Origin of the sequence: Gluconobacter wancherniae NBRC 103581, assembly GCF_007988885.1 — a bacterium.
Taxonomy (GTDB): Bacteria; Pseudomonadota; Alphaproteobacteria; order Acetobacterales; family Acetobacteraceae; genus Gluconobacter; species Gluconobacter wancherniae.
Genome location: NZ_BJUZ01000003.1, coordinates 61,987 through 79,667 on the forward strand (window position 1 = coordinate 61,987; position 17,681 = coordinate 79,667).

Consider the following 17,681-nt stretch of genomic DNA (forward strand, 5'->3'; position numbering starts at 1 on the left):
CAAGCACAACTGGCTGGCTACAAACACAAACACGCACCACAGAGGGTGCGTGTTCTCATGGCTCCTGCCAGCCCGATGGGGGCTGCAAAAGCAATAACCGTCAGATCAGTTGCGAGTCTTGTCGACCAGCTTACCCTTCGCGATCCATGGCATCATCTCACGCAGCTTTGCACCGACCTGCTCGATCTGATGTGCATCGTTATGCGCGCGGGTTGCCTTGAAGCCGACACCGCCAGACTGATTCTCCAGGATGAAGTTGCGAACGAACGTTCCGTCCTGAATGTCCTTGAGGACGCGCTTCATTTCAGCCTTGGTTTCAGCCGTCACGATGCGCGGGCCCGTCACGTACTCACCATACTCCGCTGTGTTGGAGATGGAGTAGTTCATGTTGGAAATGCCGCCTTCATACAGCAGATCCACAATGAGCTTCAGTTCGTGCAGACACTCGAAATACGCCATTTCCGGAGCGTATCCGGCTTCAACCAGCGTTTCGAAACCAGCGCGGATCAGCTCAACCGTACCGCCGCACAGAACAGCCTGCTCGCCGAAAAGATCGGTCTCGACTTCTTCCTTAAAAGACGTCTCGATGATGCCCGCACGGCCACCACCATTTGCCGACGCATAAGACAGGGCGATGTCCAGAGCATGGCCGGAAGGATTCTGTGCCACGGCAACCAGAGACGGAACGCCACCGCCACGCTGATATTCAGAACGCACCGTGTGGCCAGGGCCCTTTGGTGCGATCAGGAAGACGTCCAGGTCAGGACGTGCTTCGATGATGCGGAAATGGATGGAAAGGCCATGTGCGAACGCAAGAGCCGCACCCTGTTTCAAATTGGCTTCAAGATGCTCCTTGTACAGCGCGCCCTGACCCTCATCTGGCGTCAGAACCATGACCACATCGGCCCAGGCAGCAGCCTCTGAAGGGTTCATGACCTTGAAGCCAGCAGCTTCGGCCTTCTTCACAGCGGAGGATTCCGGGCGCAGACCAATAACGATCTCCGAAACACCGCTGTCCTTCAGGTTATTGGCGTGAGCGTGACCCTGGCTGCCATAGCCGATGATCGCGACTTTCTTGCTCTTGATCAGTCCCAGATCGGCATCGCGATCGTAATACACTCGCATCAGACAGGCTCCTCGTTAAGGTGAAAGACAGAAGGACCACGCGCAATCGCGGCGATCCCGGTGCGCGAAACCTCAGCCAGGCCAAGGGGGCGCATCAACTCTATGAATGCATCAAGCTTCTCGGAAGACCCCGTCAGCTCAAACACAAAACTTCCGGCGGTCGTATCGACAGCCCGGGCGCGAAAGGAATCAGCAATGCGCAGGCCTTCCGTGCGGGCTTCCCCACGCGAGACAACCTTCACAAGCGCCAGCTCACGACCAACATACTGCCCTTCTTCCAGAAGGTCGCACACGGCATGCACAGGAATCAGACGCTTTAGCTGTGCCTTGATCTGCTTGATCACCTGCGGCGTGCCAGACGTCAGAACCGTAATACGCGACAGATGCCGCTCGGCATCCACAACAGCAACCGTGAGGCTCTCAATGTTGTAGCCGCGCCCGGAAAACAGTCCGACCACACGGGCCAGCGCACCACTCTCGTCCTCGATCAGGACCGAGATGACCGATTTTTGGATATCGTCCGCCATCAGACCAGCATCATCCCTTCTTCGGTCAGACCTGCAGCCTCGGAATCCTGATCCGGGCCAAGCAGCATCTGATTATGTGCCGCACCCGATGGAATCATCGGATAGCAGTTTTCATTTTCCGCCACGCAGATATCCGCCACGACCGGGCCGTCATGGGCCAGCATTCTGCGGATCACATCATCGAGTTCACCGACATTCGTGGCACGCATACCCGTACCGTGGAAAGCTTCCGCCAGCTTGACGAAATCTGGCAGGGCCTCGCTGTACGACTGAGAATAACGCGAGCCATGCAGCAGTTCCTGCCACTGGCGCACCATCCCCATGTAGCGGTTGTTCAGGATAAAGATCTTCACCGGCAGACGATACTGCGCAATGGTTCCCAGCTCCTGAATGTTCATGAGCGTGGAAGCTTCACCGGCGATATCGATCACCAGTGCATCCGGATGTGCAACCTGCGCGCCCACAGCAGCAGGCAGCCCATAGCCCATCGTTCCCAGTCCGCCAGATGTCAGCCAGTGATTTGGCTTGTCGAACTGGAAATGCTGAGCCGCCCACATCTGGTGCTGGCCGACTTCGGTCGAGACAAACGTGTCACGGCCGCTTTCCTGCGTTAGCTCATACAGACGGCGAACAGCGTACTGGGGACGAATGATCGCAGACGGCGTCATATCCTGCGTGAAGCCGAAGCCATCAACGCTGCGCCATGACGCAATCTGGTTCCACCAAGCAGTCAGATCAGGTGCAGGCGTGTCATCCCAGGCCTCCAGCAATGCCTCAAGAGTATCGCGCAGATCGCCTTCGAGGCGAACGTCAACCTGAATGATCTTGTCGATCTGGCTTGGATCGATATCCGCATGGACCTTAAACGAATCCGGCGAGAACGCGTCCACACGTCCCGTCACACGGTCGTCAAAACGCGAACCTAGTGCGATCAGCAGGTCACAGCCATGCGTGGCCATGTTTGCCTCGACCGAACCATGCATACCCAGCATGCCGAGAAACTGCGGATCCGGAGAGGGGAATGCTCCAAGTCCCATCAACGTGGACGTTACCGGATAACCCGTCTTGCGAGCGAGACGGCGCAGCAGTTCGGACGCCTCAGGCCCGGAATTGATCACGCCGCCGCCCGTGTAGAACAAAGGACGTCTGGCCGTCTTCATGGCCTCGATCGTGCGAGCGATCGCCGCAGCGTCCGGGCCACCCTGACGACGGAAACGCTGCAGGCGTGACAGTGCAGGCGGCGTCAATGGCGCACCACCCACCGTGATATCCTTGGGCAAATCCACCAGTACGGGTCCGGGGCGACCAGAGCGCGCAACCTCGAAAGCCTCACGCACGGTCTGCGCCAGAGCGCCCGGCTCACGAACCAGATAGTTATGCTTGGTTGCAGGCCGCGTGATGCCGGTCGTATCAGCTTCCTGAAAAGCGTCGTTGCCGATCAGTTTCGTAGGAACCTGACCGCACAGGCACACAAGCGGAATGGAATCCATCAGCGCATCGACAAGACCCGTTACGGCGTTCGTTGCGCCCGGCCCCGACGTTACCAGCACGACACCGACCTTACCCGTCGAGCGGGCATAGGCCTCAGCAGCATGCACGGCAGCCTGCTCATGGCGGACGAGAATATGACGAATCCGGTCCTGCTTGAAGAGCGCGTCGTAGATCGGAAGGACTGCGCCCCCCGGATAGCCAAAAATGACCTCTACGCCCTGTTCATCGAGCACACGCAGAAGGACTTCCGCACCATTCAGCGCGTTGTTCCCCGTCTTCGGCTCTTTGTCAGCAGCACCTGTCACCGTATCCTCCCCAGGTATGAGGCGCGGGATTTAAGACGGGATTGCGCGGACGTCAACTCGATTTGATATAAAATTTTCTATTTTTTCATATTCTCTTTCCGAAAGTTGCGTAGATAACGTGTGCCTACGCAACGAAATCATCGCATCATCCTGCTTGCCCAAAGCGTGATGCCGAAACCATGTTGCCTGACGCCGGGTGTAACGGCCCGTCGCGAGAACTGCGGCGGCCTTTGCTGCCTCCATGGTTTCTTCTCCACGTAGAACGGCACAAAGCTCAGGCACACCATGGGCCCGCATGGCCGGAAGAGCGGGTGAGAGATCACGCGCAACCAGACGTCGCACTTCATCCATCGCACCCTGTTGGAGCATGAGACCAAAACGCTCGTTTATTGCGTGACGCAGCTCATCACGCGGAGGATCAAGCTGAACCGACACGAAGCGATAAGGTGCCGCAGGAAGGCCCGGCTGTGACCGCCACCAGAACAGCCCATACCCCGTTCCACGCCAGACCTCCCATGCGCGAGCGATTCTCTGTGTGTCGTTAGGCCGCAAGGAGGCTGCGGTTTCAGGGTCAACTGCCTCAAGGCGCGCATGCAGTGCAGCAGGGCCGATTTCGTCTGCCAGTGCGCGTGCTTCGGTCCGTGCTACTTCTCCCGGGTCAGGTACTTCTACAAGACCGTCTGTGAGCGCCCGGAGATACATTCCTGTGCCGCCACACAGAATGGGAATCCGGCCCGCATCACACGCAGCCTTCATTTCCCTGAGAGCCTCCTCTCGCCACCACGCCACGCTTCCGGGTTGGGCGGCATCCAGCACACCATAAAGACGGTGCGGAACAGCGGCCTCATCTGCGGCGTCCGGGCGGGCCGTGAGGATACGCAGATCACTATAGACCTGCATGGAATCGGCGTTGATAACCGTACCGTCAAAGGCACGAGCGAGATCAAGAGCGAGAGCCGACTTGCCGGAGCAGGTTGGGCCAGCCACAATGATCGCAGTCTTCGGGGCATTCATTCCCCGTTCCTGCCACACGCGCCGGACCGTTACGAGAGCCCATGTCATTTCCTTCAGTGCTGACCATCATCGCCGACCGCAAGTCTGGCCCCCTCAAACCCGAAGCCATCGATGTGGCCCGGACACTCGTCAAAGGCAGCAAGCCGGTTGTGCTGTCCGAAGGTGAGGCCGTCGACATTCCCTGCCCGAAGCCAGGGCCGGGGTCCGCAAGTGCTGCAACCATCCGCGCAACGCTTGCGCCCTATCGCGTGGATGCACTGCTCATGAAAACACGCGGGCGCCGCAAGGCGCTGCTTGTTGCAGACATGGATAGCACCATCCTCACCGGCGAGACGCTGGACGATCTCGCGGCTCTTGCAGGCTGCGGGGAGGAAGTGGCTGCGATCACTCAAGCTTCCATGAACGGAGAGCTTGATTTCGACACAGCACTTGAACGTCGGGTCGCGCTTCTCGCAGGCAAACCCGCCTCCCTTCTTGAAGACGTCTGGCAGAGCCTGACCCTGACGGATGGAGCCCGCGAGCTCGTCCAGACCATGAAGGCACACAATGCCCGTACGGCACTTGTTTCAGGCGGATTCACATGGTTCACGCAACGTGTTGCGGAACTGTGCGGCTTCGATGAGCATCATGGCAACGCGCTTGAAATCATTGATAACACCATGACCGGCAAGCTCGCAGCGGATATTCTTGGGCCAGATGCCAAACGGGATCATCTGGAACGCCTGACAGAAGAGCGCGGCGTGCAGCTTCGTGCTGCCCTGACCACGGGTGATGGCGCAAACGACATCCCCATGCTGATGGCTGCCGGTCTTGGCCTAGCCTTCCACGCAAAACCCAATGTTCGCAAGATCGTTGGCACGCAGATCAATTTCTCAGGTCTGCGTGCCCATCTTTTTGCACAGGGCTATACAGCCGGGACGTTCGTCACCGACTGAAGAACCTCAATATCCCCAGGTGTATGGCGGTGGTCCGCCGCCATATGGGGTGTATGGAACAACATATCCGGGCTGCGGCGCGTAATAGACAGGTGGCGGGGCATAGCCCTGATAAGGCGCGTAACCGTAGCCGTTATAGTAGGACGACGTTGCAGCGCCCACAGCGAGGCCGGTTGCAAGCCCAGCGCCTATGCCCCAGCCACCCCAACCCCAGCCGCCGCCCCAGCCTGGCATACCCCAGCCATAGCCGAACCAGCCGGGTCCACCCCAGCCGTTCCAGCCAGCGCCACGCCAGCCAGAGAAACGGGGGCCACCCCATCCGCCTCCCCAACCGCCACCGGGACGAAACCCCCAACCGGGACCGCCGCGATACCCACCACCACCGGGGCCGCCACGAAAGCCGCCGCCTCCACCAAAGCCACCACGCGGGCCGCCACCGTGAAAACCACCGCCACCTCCCCAACCGCCGCCATGGAAACCACCTCCCCCGCCACCATGACCGCCGCCACCGCCAGGAAATGCCTGCGCAGGAAGGGACACAGCACCTGTCATCAGGGCCAGAGCAAATACCGCGCCAACCTTTGTAAATCGTTTCATGGTCCGTCTCCTCCGGCCCAGTCATTGGCAAAAATGCCAGAGCCTCTCATATCGGTGCAGGTTGAGCGCGAAAAAAGGGCGAAATACGGTAGTGGAACATTCTGTTTCACGTGAAACATCCAGTCGCATTATCTTCGGCGGCGCCGGGCACTCACATGCCCTCCAAGGCGCTCCAGAGCCTGACGCAAATCCTCATCATCAATATCCGCTACATTCACCTGAAGGGGTTTCGGTCTAACGGGACGCGGTGTCTCGAATGCCGTCATGTCCTGAACGACCTTCAACCGCTTAAGTGTATGTTCACCACGCAGCCCGCAGGCCGTGTTGATGCGTTCGAGAATCTGCGGAGCAAAATGCTGGAGTTCCATCGCCACCGGCCCCGAGCAGGCAAGGGTAAGTGTTCCTGCGCTCATGCGTCGTGGCTCGGTCTCGCGCCCCAGACGTGGGCCGACAAAATCCTCCCAGTCCATCATCAACCGAACAAGCAAGGGCGATTTTTTCTTAAATGCCAGCTTTGTCAGGCCTGGGATAAAGGTTCCGATCTGGCGCTCGCCCCATTTGCGGGGCTGCCATCCACCATCCTGAGCATTTCCCTGAGTAGAAGACGCTGTCGGGTGCTTGTTTGAAATGCGATCCTTCGTCATATCCGCTCCTGTGACTCCCGATGCATCCGCCCTGCTCCGCTGGTATGATACCCACCGGCGCGTTCTGCCCTGGCGCAGCCTCCCCGGCCAGCGGCCAGATCCCTATGCCGTATGGCTGAGCGAAATCATGCTTCAGCAAACAACGGTCCGCGCCGTCATATCATATTACGAGCGCTTCCTGAGCCATTATCCAACCGTTCAGGATCTGGCGGCAGCCCCGCTCGAAGATGTTCTGCATCTCTGGGCAGGTCTTGGCTATTACGCACGCGCCCGGAACCTGCATGCCTGCGCCCGGCGCGTTACGGAAATGGGCGGGTTCCCGCAGACGCTCGCAGAACTACTCACTCTTCCCGGCATCGGCGCATATACCGCGCGCGCCATCGCGGCGATTGCGTTTGGCGTTCCTGTCGTGCCAGTGGATGGCAATGTGGAACGTGTAACGGCGCGTCTGTATTCGATCGAAGACCCCCTGCCTGCTTCCCGCCCACTCCTCGCGAAACATGCAGCCAGACTGAATACCGACCAGGAAGCACAGGACCGACCATCCGATTTCGCACAGGCTCTGTTTGATCTTGGCGCAACGATCTGCACCCCGCGCAATCCGTCCTGCCTGACCTGCCCCTGGCAAAAAAAATGCATGGGATTGAAGAATGGAGTCGCGGCGAACCTGCCCCTCAAAACACCCAAACAGGCAAAGCCTGTTCGTTACGGCGTTCATTTCCTGCTCCATGATCACAATCAGAACATTCTGCTGCGTACGCGACCACCCAAAGGGCTTCTCGGCGGCATGGACGAAATTCCGGGTACTGAGTGGCGCTCGGAACGATGGTCTCCCGCCGAAGCTCTGGCGGCTGCGCCAGCACTCGTAAACTGGGTGGCACGCGGAGAAATCAAGCACGTCTTTACGCACTTCACGCTTTATCTGATGGTGTATGAAGCAACGCTCCCTGCGAACCACAATGCCGGGATCGATCCCTCCTTTGGCGCGTTTCGAACCACGAAGCGGGCCGCACTGCCCGGCGTCATGCAGAAATGCCTGTCCCTTGCTGCCCCCGAAACGGACGCGGAAACACCATGAACCTGACTTCTCCCAGCACACGGCTCTGGATCATGGACTGGCATGGCTGGATGCTGGACCATGATCCTGTCAGCGATTCATACGCGCGCAGCCCCTTCCGTCCGGGGTACTATCCGGGTCTTTCCTTCATAGCCCCGGCAGATTTTTCACTCCCGTGCCCATTAGTCGCGGAAAAGAGCATCTCGATGCCCCGAGCCCTGCCTCAGCTAACGATGATCGAAACGCCCCGCTCGCCTCTCGTCGCTTTATCACGACAGAAACCCGAAAGCCTTGTAACCTGTGCACCCGTACCCGGTGCACGTGGTGAAGTGCATTTTAACGCCACGGTACTCAACGACTGGGAAATGTTCCTTCCCATGACCGGAAACATGGTCCGTGGGTTGGGCATTCTCATGGAAGCAAGTGCTTCAACAATGAGCTATGCAGACGGCACGCCCTGCGATCAGCTCGTTGTCCGCAGCGCTATGACAGCGCAGACAGGCACTTTTCGGTTTTCTCTCGCTGCCCATCACGACCAGATCGAAGGGGTCAGCCTGTTGGGCAATGGTGAAACACTCACACTCCATCTCACGAGCGTGGACGGCGAAACCAGCCATAATCTGACCGTCAAGCGCGCGGCCTGATCCTCAGGGACGTTTCTGCACGTCCCTGAGCAACGACTGATTAATCAGCTTAATCAGCAATCACTTCCTGATTGGTTGCCGCTGAAGCATGACCAACTGGCTTGTCTTTCTCAATCGCCCGGCGAACACCCTGAGCCCATTCAGGATCAGCCTTCTCAAAAAGTGCGAGCTGACGGTCTACGATATGCTGGGGTACGCCCTGCATGGCCCCTGCAAAGTTCTCAAAGAAGCGCTCCCGCTGCCCAGCATCGAACATCCTGAACAGGACACGGGGCTGAGCAAAATCATCCCCATCTGCCCGGTGCTCGTAAAAGCCGATGTCCCCGCTGACGCGCAGTGGTGGTTCGATGACGCTTCGGTCTTCCGTAGGGCCACCAAATGAGTTCGGCTCGTAATATTCTCCATCACCGGGATGAGGCGCGTCAAAACGCATCGGGCCATCCAGATGGTAATTCTTCACGGGCATTTTCGGACGGTTTACCGGAAGCATCTCATAATGCGTTCCAACCCGGTAACGGTGTGCATCCGCATATGCAAACAGACGGCCCTGTAACATCCTGTCTGGAGAAAACCCGATCCCCGGCACGATATTCGAAGGAGAAAACGAAGCCTGTTCCATCTCCGCAAAATAATTCTGCGGATTACGGTTCAGCTCCATCACACCCACTTCATGAAGCGGAAAATCCTTCTGTGACCAGACTTTGGTGACGTCAAACGGATTGAAGCTCACGCGCTCCGCCTCAGCCTCCGCCATGATCTGGATGAATACGGTCCATTGAGGGTGCTCACCACGCTCGATCGCATGGTAGAGGTCTGCCTGCGAAGATTCGCGGTCCCTGCCAATAACCTCATTGGCCTCGCTGTTCGTCCAGTGCCGATGTCCCTGCCGGGTTTTGAAGTGAAACTTCACCCAGAACCGCTCACCCTGCGCATTCCACAGGGAATAGGTATGGCTGCCATAACCGTTCATGAACCGATAGCCCTGAGGAAGGCCACGATCAGAAAACAAAATGGCGACCTGATGCAGGCTCTCCGGGCTCAAGGACCAGAAATCCCACATTGCCGTCGCCGAACGCATATTGGTTCGCGGATGGCGCTTTTGGGTATGAATGAAATCAGGAAACTTGATCGGGTCACGCACGAAGAAGACCGGCGTGTTGTTCCCCACCAGATCCCAGTTTCCCTCGTCCGTATAGAATTTCAGTGAAAACCCACGGACATCACGCTCTGCATCTGCTGCTCCGCGCTCTCCAGCAACGGTGGAAAAGCGGGCCAGCAGCTCCGTCTTCTTACCGACTTCGGAAAAAATGGCAGCACGCGTGTAGGCAGTAATGTCCTTGGTGACCGTGAAGGTCCCATACGCACCTGAGCCCTTCGCATGAACCGTACGTTCCGGAATGCGCTCTCGGTTCTGGTGCGCCAGTTTTTCGATAAGCTGATAGTTTTCCAGCAGCAGCGGGCCACGGGCACCAACCGTCTTGCTGTCCTGATTGCTTCCCCAAGGGGCGCCCGCGGTCGTCCGGATCGTATTATCAGTCATGTCAGGTCTCCTGCTTCAACAAGCTAAGCGGCGTCAGATTATAAAACCAGGAAAAAAGGTAAAACCGATTTATTCTATCTCTCTGATCGGAAAATATAGTCTTTAAGTATGCACTTGGCTGCTGTGTTCCTGTCGGGTCCCGGGATTTGCTGAACGAGGTGTCGCCAGTCTGGAGCGAGCGTCAGGAACCATGGCGCTCAGACTGAGCAATGTCTCATCCGGAAAATCTTCAGCCACAACATGCCCTCCCTAGACCGGCGTGTCGCTCCGGCAGAGAAACTGGCCCAGATTGGCCTCAAGCACCATTTCGCAGCTGCGGGTGATTCCTGGTTCAACGGCGGCGTTGGTGGAGCAGGCGGCCTGGGGCAAGCGTGTTACATCCGCCAACTCCCGCAAGCCACAGCAGGGCTGAGCTTTTCCGAAGAAGTTTGCCCTTGATACCCCGCTGCAGACTCTGTCTGCAGCGGGGGTTTTTGTGTGCTTTTTCGCATCTTTTCCATGATCAAACCGGATGGACTTGCCGAAAGCGCACGTCTATTGACGCCCGATGTCATCGGTCACGCTCCCCAATACCCTCCGGCTCGGCATCGATTTTGGCACGACCAACAGTGTCATCGTTCTGGCCACACCAGACGGAGAGACGAAAACCATCCGGTTCTCGTTCCCCGATCATCCGGATTCCGATACCTGTCGGACACTGCTGTGTCTTTGGCAGGATCATGAAGGCGGCCGCCTCGTTCTGAAAGAAGCCGTAGGCCCGGCAGCTATTGATGCATATCTCGACGATCCGGCGGAAAGCCGCCTGATCATGTCGATGAAAACATATCTGGCTCAGAAATCATTCCGCGAGACACAGCTGCTGGGTCGCCGGATGACGCTGGACATGCTGATCGCACAGTTCCTGAAATGCCTGCTGGACAATGTTGGCCTTGATCCCGCTCAGGTCAGCACCACGGTCGGGCGTCCCGTACATTTTGCCGGCGATCGCGCGGATGACGCTTTTGGCGAACAGCGCCTGCGAGAGAGCTTTGCACGGGCAGGTTTCGGGAAGGTTTCCGTAGCACTAGAGCCCGAAGCTGCGGGCTGGCGGTTTGCCCAGCGCCTCAAGGCACCGGCAACGGTTCTGGTCGGTGATTTTGGCGGCGGCACAAGTGATTTTTCGATCCTGCGCCTCGATCCGGATTCTAAAAAAGGTGCTGAAGCACTGGGCTATTCCGGCGTAGGAATTGCGGGAGATCAGTTCGATTACCGCATTATCGACAACGTCATTTCGCCACATCTCGGCAAAAACTGCACCTACCGCGTGATGGGCGGCTCCCCCCTGCCCGTGCCGATCGAATGGTACGCGAGCCTTGGCCGCTGGCATCGTTTGTCCCTCATGCGAACGCCACAGACCATGCGCAACATACAGGACGTTGCACGCACGGTTTCCGAACCGGATAAACTTCAGGCACTCCTCACCATCATCGAGGACCAGCAGGGTCAGGAGCTTTACAAATCCGTCGGAGAAGCCAAGCGCGCGCTCTCTTCCGCAGAGAGCACCGTGCTGCGTTTTGCGTACGAAAACATCCGGATCGAGGAAGAGGTCACCCGCGCCGATTTCGAACGCTGGATTGCACCGGATGTCGCGCGCTTCGAACAGGCGGTAGAGGAGGCACTCTCACAAGCCGGTCTGAGCGCTGACGGCGTTGACCACGTCTTCCTGACGGGTGGAACATCATTCGTCCCGGCAGTGCGCGACATGTTCATCCGCAAATTCGGTGCAGAGCGCGTCGATATGGGTGGCGAATTTGTTTCCGTCGCTGAGGGTCTGGCGCTGATGGAGGGATAATTTCCCTCCTGCGGCCAGTCAGAGCAGGCGCAGCAGCTTCATAAACAAGAATGTCACGCCCATGAACACGAAGCAGACAACCCCTGCTTCGACGGTTCCAAACGTTCCCTGAGCCAGAAACATTCCGCCCGTATTCATGCCAAAAAATCCGGTCACGAATGTAGCGGGGAGCATGAGGGTCGTTGCGACCGAAACGATATACAGGCGCCGGTTCGTCTCTTCCGCCTGGCTTGATCCCAGCTCATCCTGAAGAGACCGCGCACGGTCCTGAAGCGCAATAAGATCGTCCAGTGCCGCGTGTACCTGACGTTCCGCCCGGTCACGCAAATCGTCTTCGGCCCATTCCGGAAGACTCAGATCCTCGTCCTTAAGCACACGGTCGATCGGGGTCACAACACGACGCAGTTCCGTCGCACGTCTGCGGACCTTGCCCACGATTCCGCCCAGATGACCCAGATCCGAACGATGCTCAATTACAAGCAACACGTCCTCCGCGCGGTCCAGTTCATCATCGACCTGAGCAAGCTGCCTGCGGACAATTCCCGTAAATTCACGCAATGCACGATCAATGACCCCCGCAGGCGTGCGGGGAATCGTATCCGGCCGTAGCGAGCGATATGCAGCACCCAGCACCGGAATCGGGTTGCGTCGTGTGGTAATGAGAAGCTCTGGGCGCATGGCGAAACGCCACGCACAGATTTCCCGATCCTCTTCCGACAGGGCATCGTCGAATGCAGGCAGCGCCCCCCATACGAGATCGCCCCAGGCTTCAAGCGCTATGCCATATTCGGTTTCCGCCAGCATCGCACAGACATCTTCCGGGAGGTCCGGAAGATTCGCGACATGCGCACGCGCCGAGCTATGAACGGTATCGAAATGAAGCCAGTACCAGCCATCGCCTGTCAGCTTCCGGCCCGGTGTGAGCAGAATTTCGACTTCAGACGCCTCAAGGGTACGGATTTCCTGTCCCGGAACCGCGTGAATGGCCCAGACGAGTCCATTTGCGAAAACCGGCTTGTCTCCCTCGCGGTAAGCGGGGTCGATCACGGTAAACGGGAAATTATAGACAGTGCTGTCTGACACGGCATCCTCCCGTCTTCCGAGGCTCTGTGCGACCGGCCGGAAGGCCAGGGTTCAGTTTGGTAACCGGAGGCTGTCTGACACGACGTTCCCCCACACGCAATATGCTCCACAACGCAACTGTTCGCGCCACCCAGAGTTATCAACGTATCCCCTACAGGACCAGCTCTCCTCTGAAAAGGAACGAACTGCCATGTCCATTCATCTCAAATCCACTTTTCTCGCAAGCGCCCTTCTGGTTGCCGCCTCATCCTACGGAGCAACCGCATCCGCACAGGCCGTCAGCACACCCAGCACCGATCAGGCGCAGTCTGCAAACTCGGCTGTTCAGAAGGCCCAGAATTCAACAGGCACCCAGCCTGTAAACAACCTGCCTTCATCCCAGAACGTCATCAACGAACAGCCCGGCACGAACAACCCGTCCACACCACCAACAATGGTCCAGGACCCTTCTGGCAAGACCGGCGCAGTGCCTTCAGCCCAGAAAAACCCGCGCCGCGTAAAGACGCACCATCATGGCCATAAAACCGCACCAGCCACGCAGAGCACGACATCCAGCCCTGAGTGACATGAAACGGACATTCATTCCCTGAGCGCCGGGCACTTTGCGTGCCTCGCGCAAGGCTCTATACCCTCACTGCATCAGATACCGGCAGTGAGGGCCTCTTCATGACCACGCAGGATTACAAGGTTCACGACATTTCCCTGGCCGATTGGGGCCGCAAGGAAATTTCCATTGCAGAAGGCGAAATGCCGGGCCTGATGGCCCTTCGCGAGGAATACAAGGACAGCCAGCCGCTCAAGGGCGCACGCATTGCGGGTTGTCTGCACATGACCATTCAGACTGCTGTTCTGATCGAGACGCTGACGGCTCTCGGCGCAACAGTCCGCTGGTCCTCATGTAACATCTTCTCAACCCAGGACCATGCTGCTGCTGCAATCGCTGCTGCCGGTATTCCCGTCTTCGCCTGGAAGGGCCTGACGGAAGAAGAGTTCAATTGGTGCATCGAGAAGACAATCACGGGTCCTGACGGCTGGACGCCAAACATGATCCTCGATGATGGCGGCGACCTGACGGTCATGATGCATGACCACTTCCCTGACCTTCTGAAGGACGTTCGCGGCCTCTCTGAAGAAACCACAACGGGCGTTCACCGTCTGTGGCAGATGGAAAAGGCTGGCACGCTGAAGGTTCCGGCCATCAACGTGAACGACAGTGTCACGAAGTCCAAGTTCGACAACCTTTATGGTTGCCGCGAGAGCCTCGTGGATGCAATCCGTCGTGGTACGGACGTCATGATGGCAGGCAAGGTTGCCGTTGTTGCCGGTTACGGCGACGTCGGAAAGGGCTCCGCCGCATCTCTGCGCAGCGCAGGCTGCCGCGTACTCGTGACGGAAGCAGATCCGATCTGCGCCCTGCAGGCCGCCATGGAAGGCTATGAAGTCGTCACGATGGAAAACGCTGCACCGCGCGGTGATATCTTCGTCACATGCACAGGCAACGTGGACATCATCACGATCGACCACATGCGTGAGATGAAAGACCGGGCAATCGTCTGCAACATCGGTCACTTCGATAGCGAAATTCAGGTTGATGCCCTGCGCAACTATCGCTGGAACAACATCAAGCCGCAGGTGGACGAGATCGAACTGTCAGAAGGCCGTCGCATCCTTCTGCTGTCCGAAGGCCGCCTGGTGAACCTTGGTAACGCCACCGGACACCCATCCTTCGTGATGTCAGCGTCCTTTACCAACCAGACGCTGGCCCAGATCGAACTATGGACGGCAAAGCCTGGCCAGTACGACGTCAAGGTTTACACCCTGCCAAAAGCACTCGACGAAAAGGTTGCTGCACTTCACCTCGCAAAGGTTGGCGCAGAATTAACTCAGATGTCGAAGAAACAGGCAGACTACATTGGCGTTCCTGAACATGGGCCGTTCAAGCACGATCTCTACCGTTACTGATCGGACCGGACTGTACGGGGCGAAGTCCTTTCGCCCCGGGTCCTCTCCCGTCACAAGTCAGGAGTATCTCCATGGGTATTTTCAGCACGATCATGTCAAAGATCTTCGGCCATGCCGAAGCCGCGACAACGGGCGCCACGGCTGACGCCCAGCCTGCAGCAGGCACACCTGCCGCAGCACCCGCCACGCCAGCCGCTCCCGTGGATGTCGATGCCGTTCTGTCTGATCTGGCTTCCAAAGCCGGTCAGCCTCTGAACTACAAGACCTCCATTGTGGATCTCCTGAAGCTGCTGGGTCTGGACAGCTCGCTTGATGCCCGCAAAAGCCTCGCTGGCGAACTGCATTATTCAGGCAGCACCGATGATTCTGCCACGATGAACGTATGGCTCATCAAGCAGGTTTATGCCGAGCTCGCCAAAAACGGCGGCAAGGTACCGGAAGGCTGGGCCCACTAAGTCCTCATCTTTCCGTATACAAAAGAAAAGCCCGGGTCATTTGCCCGGGCTTTTTTTATTCTAATTCCAATTCATATTTCAGATACGGAGCACCACAAAAAGTCCGTCAGGCTGGGGGGGGCTCTTATGAGAAACTCTACCGTAGTTTTGTGCTCATATTGAACAGTGCGAAGAAATTGTTTCTAAACAAAAACATTACTTTTAGAGAATATTATTCAGGGAATTTGTCTCTTGTCTGCTAACGGGTCAATTTTCGGCTCCGTCTGAGGCCCGGAATCAACCACGACAATCAGATCCCCAGCAATTTTGACAGGCTCACGATCCTTGGGAAGCAAAGCGCGAAAGCGCGTGTCATAACTTGCAGCCTGCTCGTACAAAACATCTATAAGTCCATAATGATCCATGAAGTGGTTCATTGTCGCAGGAATACGGATACACCCTTCAGAGGCAGGATGCCCGAGACGCCATTCCAGAAAGTGAGGATCCGTTGCATGAATTTCCAAACGGATCTGACCGGTCTCGTGCTTGGGTAACCATCCCTTGGTCGCCGTCTGCCACCCCAGATCCCAGACGCGCGATCCTTTGGCACCAATTCCCATAATGCCATTCTTGTTCTTTGTGCCCTCAGCGCGATAGCCAAGTCTATCTGCACTGTTCTGGAATACACCCGTTGGGGTTATGTAATAATATTTGCGCCCCGTATTCCCTGTCGAAACAGGACTTCCCCCCAAAGACACCCACGGCGCATCAGGTAGCGCCAGAACATAATCCATCCTCTGCACGTTTTCGTTGCGGTCAACAATCATGATCAGTTGCGGCCGGTCGATGACCGTTCCTGCTGCCTGAATTTCAGTCTGTGCCAGCGCAATGAAACGTGCGCGATGTTCAGGGGTGTATGTTGTAAAGCGCTTGATCTGCTGCCGCATTTTCAAAACCAGAGCAGCGGCTTCTTCACGCGCCTCCCCATCACTCACGACGGGCAGTGGTGGGATCACGACCGGAGATGGAATCGGCGCCGCATCAGTTGGTGGGTTAGATGCAGGAGTTGCGGTCGGATCACTGATCGGCGGTACCGGCTGGGCGGCACTAGGTTCAATCGCATCCGGATGTGCACATGCATTGAGCGGCAAGGCAGCACTCACCAGAACTGTAACGGCAAAAGCCTTTGCGAAAGGTTGGGTCAGTCGGGCGATCTGCCACATTCAGAAATTTCCTCGGGTCCAATATTACAGTTGAACGCGAGGGGGCACACAAAAGTGCCCAGCGTTCGATGAATGAGCGGTATTTTAATTATGCCCCTCCCCATTCAAGGTTACAGATCAAGCAGCAATCGGCGTGGGTCCTCCACAAGCTGCTTCACCCTTACAAGAAAGCTGACAGCTTCCCGACCATCTACCAGACGGTGATCATAGGAAAGCGCGACATACATCATTGGCCTGATAACAACCTGACCATCGCGCGCGACAGGCCGATCCTGAATCGCATGCATTCCCAAAATACCCGATTGCGGGGTGTTCAAGATCGGGGTGGAAAGCAGGGAGCCGAAAATCCCACCATTCGTGATGGAAAACGTTCCGTGTGAGAGTTCTTCGAGTTTGAGCCCCCCCGTGCGTGCGCGCTTTCCATAATCCGCGATCCGACGCTCAAGCTCGGCAAACCCCATCTTGTCCGCATCATGCAACACCGGAACGACAAGCCCGCGCTCTGTTCCAACAGCGATACCGAGATTGACGAAATCACGATAGACAATCTCGTCCCCTTCGATCTGCGCATTCAGAGCAGGATAATCCTTCAGCGCCCCGACAACAGCCTGCGCGAAAAAGGACATGAAGCCCAACCTTGCGCCGTCGTGCTTCTTCTCAAACGCTTCACGATACTCTGCGCGTAGTTCCCGAGCGGCACTCATATCGATTTCGTTGAACGTCGTCAGAATAGCAGCAGTGTTTTGAGCTACCTTCAGATTACGGGCGATGGTCTGACGCAGGCGCGATAACGGAACCCGGCGCTCCCGCGTATCGGAACTGGACGGAATTTCGGCTGCAGGCGCACGTGCCGTCACCGCGACGGGCTCGGGAGATTTCGGCGGAACAGGCTTCTCCGGCACTGGTGTCGGTTCGGCTGCAATAACAGGTTCAGGCTTTGGGGCAGCTTCCCGCACAGGGGCACTCGCCGTCTCATCCACAGCCCCCAGAACGGACCCGATTTCCACCTCGGTTCCTACGACAACGCAGGCCTCAAGAACACCGCTGGTCGGCGCAGGAACTTCAACACTGACCTTGTCTGTTTCCAGTTCAAGAATGGTTTCGTCATGCTGAACATAGTCGCCAGGCTGTTTCAGCCAGCGCGCAACGATCGCTGTCGTCAGGCTTTCACCCAGAACCGGCACCCTGATCTCGACCGTCATCACCACTCCTCAACTGTCCGAACCCGGAAAGGGTATGTATCGTGTCTGCATGCCCGACCATCGGGCA

At 57.4% G+C, this 17,681-nt stretch carries 18 protein-coding genes; 8 read left to right on the forward strand and 10 right to left on the reverse strand.

Annotation, left to right across the window (positions count from 1 at the left end; translation table 11 throughout):
• Positions 1 to 105: 105 nt before the first annotated feature.
• Genes ilvC through miaA form a run of 4 tightly spaced genes read right to left on the reverse strand, consistent with a single transcriptional unit; the run spans position 106 to position 4,462 of the window.
• Entirely contained in the window at positions 106 to 1,125 is a 1,020-nt protein-coding gene (gene ilvC, locus GWA01_RS11050) for a ketol-acid reductoisomerase (RefSeq protein WP_146797980.1), read from the reverse strand.
• Positions 1,125 to 1,652, reverse strand: coding sequence for an acetolactate synthase small subunit (gene ilvN, locus GWA01_RS11055; protein ID WP_146797982.1), 528 nt, complete (start codon positions 1,650 to 1,652; stop codon positions 1,125 to 1,127). Before ilvN ends, ilvC begins: the two co-directional genes overlap by 1 nt.
• Entirely contained in the window at positions 1,652 to 3,448 is a 1,797-nt protein-coding gene (gene ilvB, locus GWA01_RS11060) for a biosynthetic-type acetolactate synthase large subunit (protein ID WP_146797984.1), read from the reverse strand. The genes ilvN and ilvB overlap by 1 nt, the downstream gene beginning before the upstream one ends.
• A gap of 30 nt (positions 3,449 to 3,478) precedes the next feature.
• A complete protein-coding gene (gene miaA, locus GWA01_RS11065; protein WP_146797986.1) occupies positions 3,479 to 4,462 on the reverse strand; it encodes a tRNA (adenosine(37)-N6)-dimethylallyltransferase MiaA in 984 nt (327 codons plus the stop codon).
• Between the two features lie 41 nt (positions 4,463 to 4,503).
• On the opposite strand from miaA, the gene serB reads away from it, so the two are divergent.
• The gene (gene serB / locus GWA01_RS11070) at positions 4,504 to 5,397 is read left to right on the forward strand and encodes a phosphoserine phosphatase SerB (protein ID WP_146797988.1); all 894 of its coding nucleotides are present in this window, start codon (positions 4,504 to 4,506) and stop codon (positions 5,395 to 5,397) included.
• Between the two features lie 6 nt (positions 5,398 to 5,403).
• Here the strand turns inward: serB and GWA01_RS13055 are convergent, their stop codons facing one another.
• Both GWA01_RS13055 and GWA01_RS11075 read right to left on the reverse strand, forming a co-directional pair.
• Positions 5,404 to 5,994 carry a hypothetical protein gene (locus GWA01_RS13055; protein ID WP_186819558.1) on the reverse strand — a complete coding sequence of 197 codons (591 nt, stop codon included), beginning with the start codon at positions 5,992 to 5,994 and terminating at the stop codon, positions 5,404 to 5,406.
• A 128-nt stretch (positions 5,995 to 6,122) separates the two neighbouring features.
• Positions 6,123 to 6,638, reverse strand: a complete 516-nt coding sequence (locus GWA01_RS11075; protein ID WP_146797990.1) for a DUF721 domain-containing protein — start codon at positions 6,636 to 6,638, stop codon at positions 6,123 to 6,125.
• On the opposite strand from GWA01_RS11075, the gene mutY reads away from it, so the two are divergent.
• Both mutY and GWA01_RS11085 read left to right on the forward strand, forming a co-directional pair.
• Entirely contained in the window at positions 6,622 to 7,716 is a 1,095-nt protein-coding gene (gene mutY, locus GWA01_RS11080; protein WP_228118593.1) for an A/G-specific adenine glycosylase, read from the forward strand. The genes GWA01_RS11075 and mutY overlap by 17 nt on opposite strands.
• Entirely contained in the window at positions 7,713 to 8,339 is a 627-nt protein-coding gene (locus GWA01_RS11085) for a hypothetical protein (protein WP_146797992.1), read from the forward strand. The genes mutY and GWA01_RS11085 overlap by 4 nt, the downstream gene beginning before the upstream one ends.
• Before the next feature lie 49 nt (positions 8,340 to 8,388).
• On the opposite strand, the gene GWA01_RS11090 is transcribed toward GWA01_RS11085, so the two are convergent.
• Positions 8,389 to 9,879 (reverse strand): catalase, encoded by a 1,491-nt coding sequence (locus GWA01_RS11090; RefSeq protein ID WP_146797995.1) that lies wholly within the window; start codon positions 9,877 to 9,879, stop codon positions 8,389 to 8,391.
• A gap of 240 nt (positions 9,880 to 10,119) precedes the next feature.
• Between GWA01_RS11090 and GWA01_RS11095 the strand changes: the two genes are divergently transcribed.
• Both GWA01_RS11095 and GWA01_RS11100 read left to right on the forward strand, forming a co-directional pair.
• Positions 10,120 to 10,317: a hypothetical protein gene (locus tag GWA01_RS11095; protein WP_146797997.1), complete on the forward strand. Its 198-nt coding sequence runs from the start codon at positions 10,120 to 10,122 to the stop codon at positions 10,315 to 10,317.
• Positions 10,318 to 10,426: 109 nt separating this feature from the next.
• Positions 10,427 to 11,710, forward strand: a complete 1,284-nt coding sequence (locus GWA01_RS11100) for an Hsp70 family protein (RefSeq protein ID WP_146797999.1) — start codon at positions 10,427 to 10,429, stop codon at positions 11,708 to 11,710.
• Between the two features lie 18 nt (positions 11,711 to 11,728).
• Here the strand turns inward: GWA01_RS11100 and GWA01_RS11105 are convergent, their stop codons facing one another.
• Entirely contained in the window at positions 11,729 to 12,793 is a 1,065-nt protein-coding gene (locus GWA01_RS11105; protein WP_146798002.1) for a transporter, read from the reverse strand.
• Between the two features lie 190 nt (positions 12,794 to 12,983).
• Between GWA01_RS11105 and GWA01_RS11110 the strand changes: the two genes are divergently transcribed.
• From GWA01_RS11110 to GWA01_RS11120, 3 genes are all read left to right on the forward strand, one after another.
• A complete protein-coding gene (locus GWA01_RS11110; RefSeq protein ID WP_146798004.1) occupies positions 12,984 to 13,358 on the forward strand; it encodes a superantigen-like protein SSL4 in 375 nt (124 codons plus the stop codon).
• A 101-nt stretch (positions 13,359 to 13,459) separates the two neighbouring features.
• A complete protein-coding gene (ahcY, locus tag GWA01_RS11115) occupies positions 13,460 to 14,755 on the forward strand; it encodes an adenosylhomocysteinase (RefSeq protein WP_146798006.1) in 1,296 nt (431 codons plus the stop codon).
• A gap of 71 nt (positions 14,756 to 14,826) precedes the next feature.
• Positions 14,827 to 15,210, forward strand: coding sequence for a DUF3597 domain-containing protein (locus GWA01_RS11120; RefSeq protein ID WP_146798007.1), 384 nt, complete (start codon positions 14,827 to 14,829; stop codon positions 15,208 to 15,210).
• A gap of 215 nt (positions 15,211 to 15,425) precedes the next feature.
• On the opposite strand, the gene GWA01_RS11125 is transcribed toward GWA01_RS11120, so the two are convergent.
• Positions 15,426 to 16,412, reverse strand: a complete 987-nt coding sequence (locus tag GWA01_RS11125) for a L,D-transpeptidase (RefSeq protein WP_146798009.1) — start codon at positions 16,410 to 16,412, stop codon at positions 15,426 to 15,428.
• Positions 16,413 to 16,522: 110 nt separating this feature from the next.
• Entirely contained in the window at positions 16,523 to 17,614 is a 1,092-nt protein-coding gene (gene sucB, locus GWA01_RS11130) for a dihydrolipoyllysine-residue succinyltransferase (protein ID WP_146798011.1), read from the reverse strand.
• Positions 17,615 to 17,681: the final 67 nt, after the last annotated feature.

Coding starts and splice junctions, on each gene's coding strand:
- ilvC (WP_146797980.1), bottom strand. CDS start 1,125: ATGCGAGTGTATTACGATCGCGATGCCGATCTGGGACTGATCAAGAGC.
- ilvN (WP_146797982.1), bottom strand. CDS start 1,652: ATGGCGGACGATATCCAAAAATCGGTCATCTCGGTCCTGATCGAGGAC.
- miaA (WP_146797986.1), bottom strand. CDS start 4,462: ATGAATGCCCCGAAGACTGCGATCATTGTGGCTGGCCCAACCTGCTCC.
- serB (WP_146797988.1), top strand. CDS start 4,504: ATGTCATTTCCTTCAGTGCTGACCATCATCGCCGACCGCAAGTCTGGC.
- GWA01_RS13055 (WP_186819558.1), bottom strand. CDS start 5,994: ATGAAACGATTTACAAAGGTTGGCGCGGTATTTGCTCTGGCCCTGATG.
- mutY (WP_228118593.1), top strand. CDS start 6,622: ATGCGATCCTTCGTCATATCCGCTCCTGTGACTCCCGATGCATCCGCC.
- GWA01_RS11075 (WP_146797990.1), bottom strand. CDS start 6,638: ATGACGAAGGATCGCATTTCAAACAAGCACCCGACAGCGTCTTCTACT.
- GWA01_RS11085 (WP_146797992.1), top strand. CDS start 7,713: ATGAACCTGACTTCTCCCAGCACACGGCTCTGGATCATGGACTGGCAT.
- GWA01_RS11090 (WP_146797995.1), bottom strand. CDS start 9,879: ATGACTGATAATACGATCCGGACGACCGCGGGCGCCCCTTGGGGAAGC.
- GWA01_RS11095 (WP_146797997.1), top strand. CDS start 10,120: ATGCCCTCCCTAGACCGGCGTGTCGCTCCGGCAGAGAAACTGGCCCAG.
- GWA01_RS11100 (WP_146797999.1), top strand. CDS start 10,427: ATGTCATCGGTCACGCTCCCCAATACCCTCCGGCTCGGCATCGATTTT.
- GWA01_RS11110 (WP_146798004.1), top strand. CDS start 12,984: ATGTCCATTCATCTCAAATCCACTTTTCTCGCAAGCGCCCTTCTGGTT.
- ahcY (WP_146798006.1), top strand. CDS start 13,460: ATGACCACGCAGGATTACAAGGTTCACGACATTTCCCTGGCCGATTGG.
- GWA01_RS11120 (WP_146798007.1), top strand. CDS start 14,827: ATGGGTATTTTCAGCACGATCATGTCAAAGATCTTCGGCCATGCCGAA.
- GWA01_RS11125 (WP_146798009.1), bottom strand. CDS start 16,412: ATGTGGCAGATCGCCCGACTGACCCAACCTTTCGCAAAGGCTTTTGCC.
- sucB (WP_146798011.1), bottom strand. CDS start 17,614: ATGACGGTCGAGATCAGGGTGCCGGTTCTGGGTGAAAGCCTGACGACA.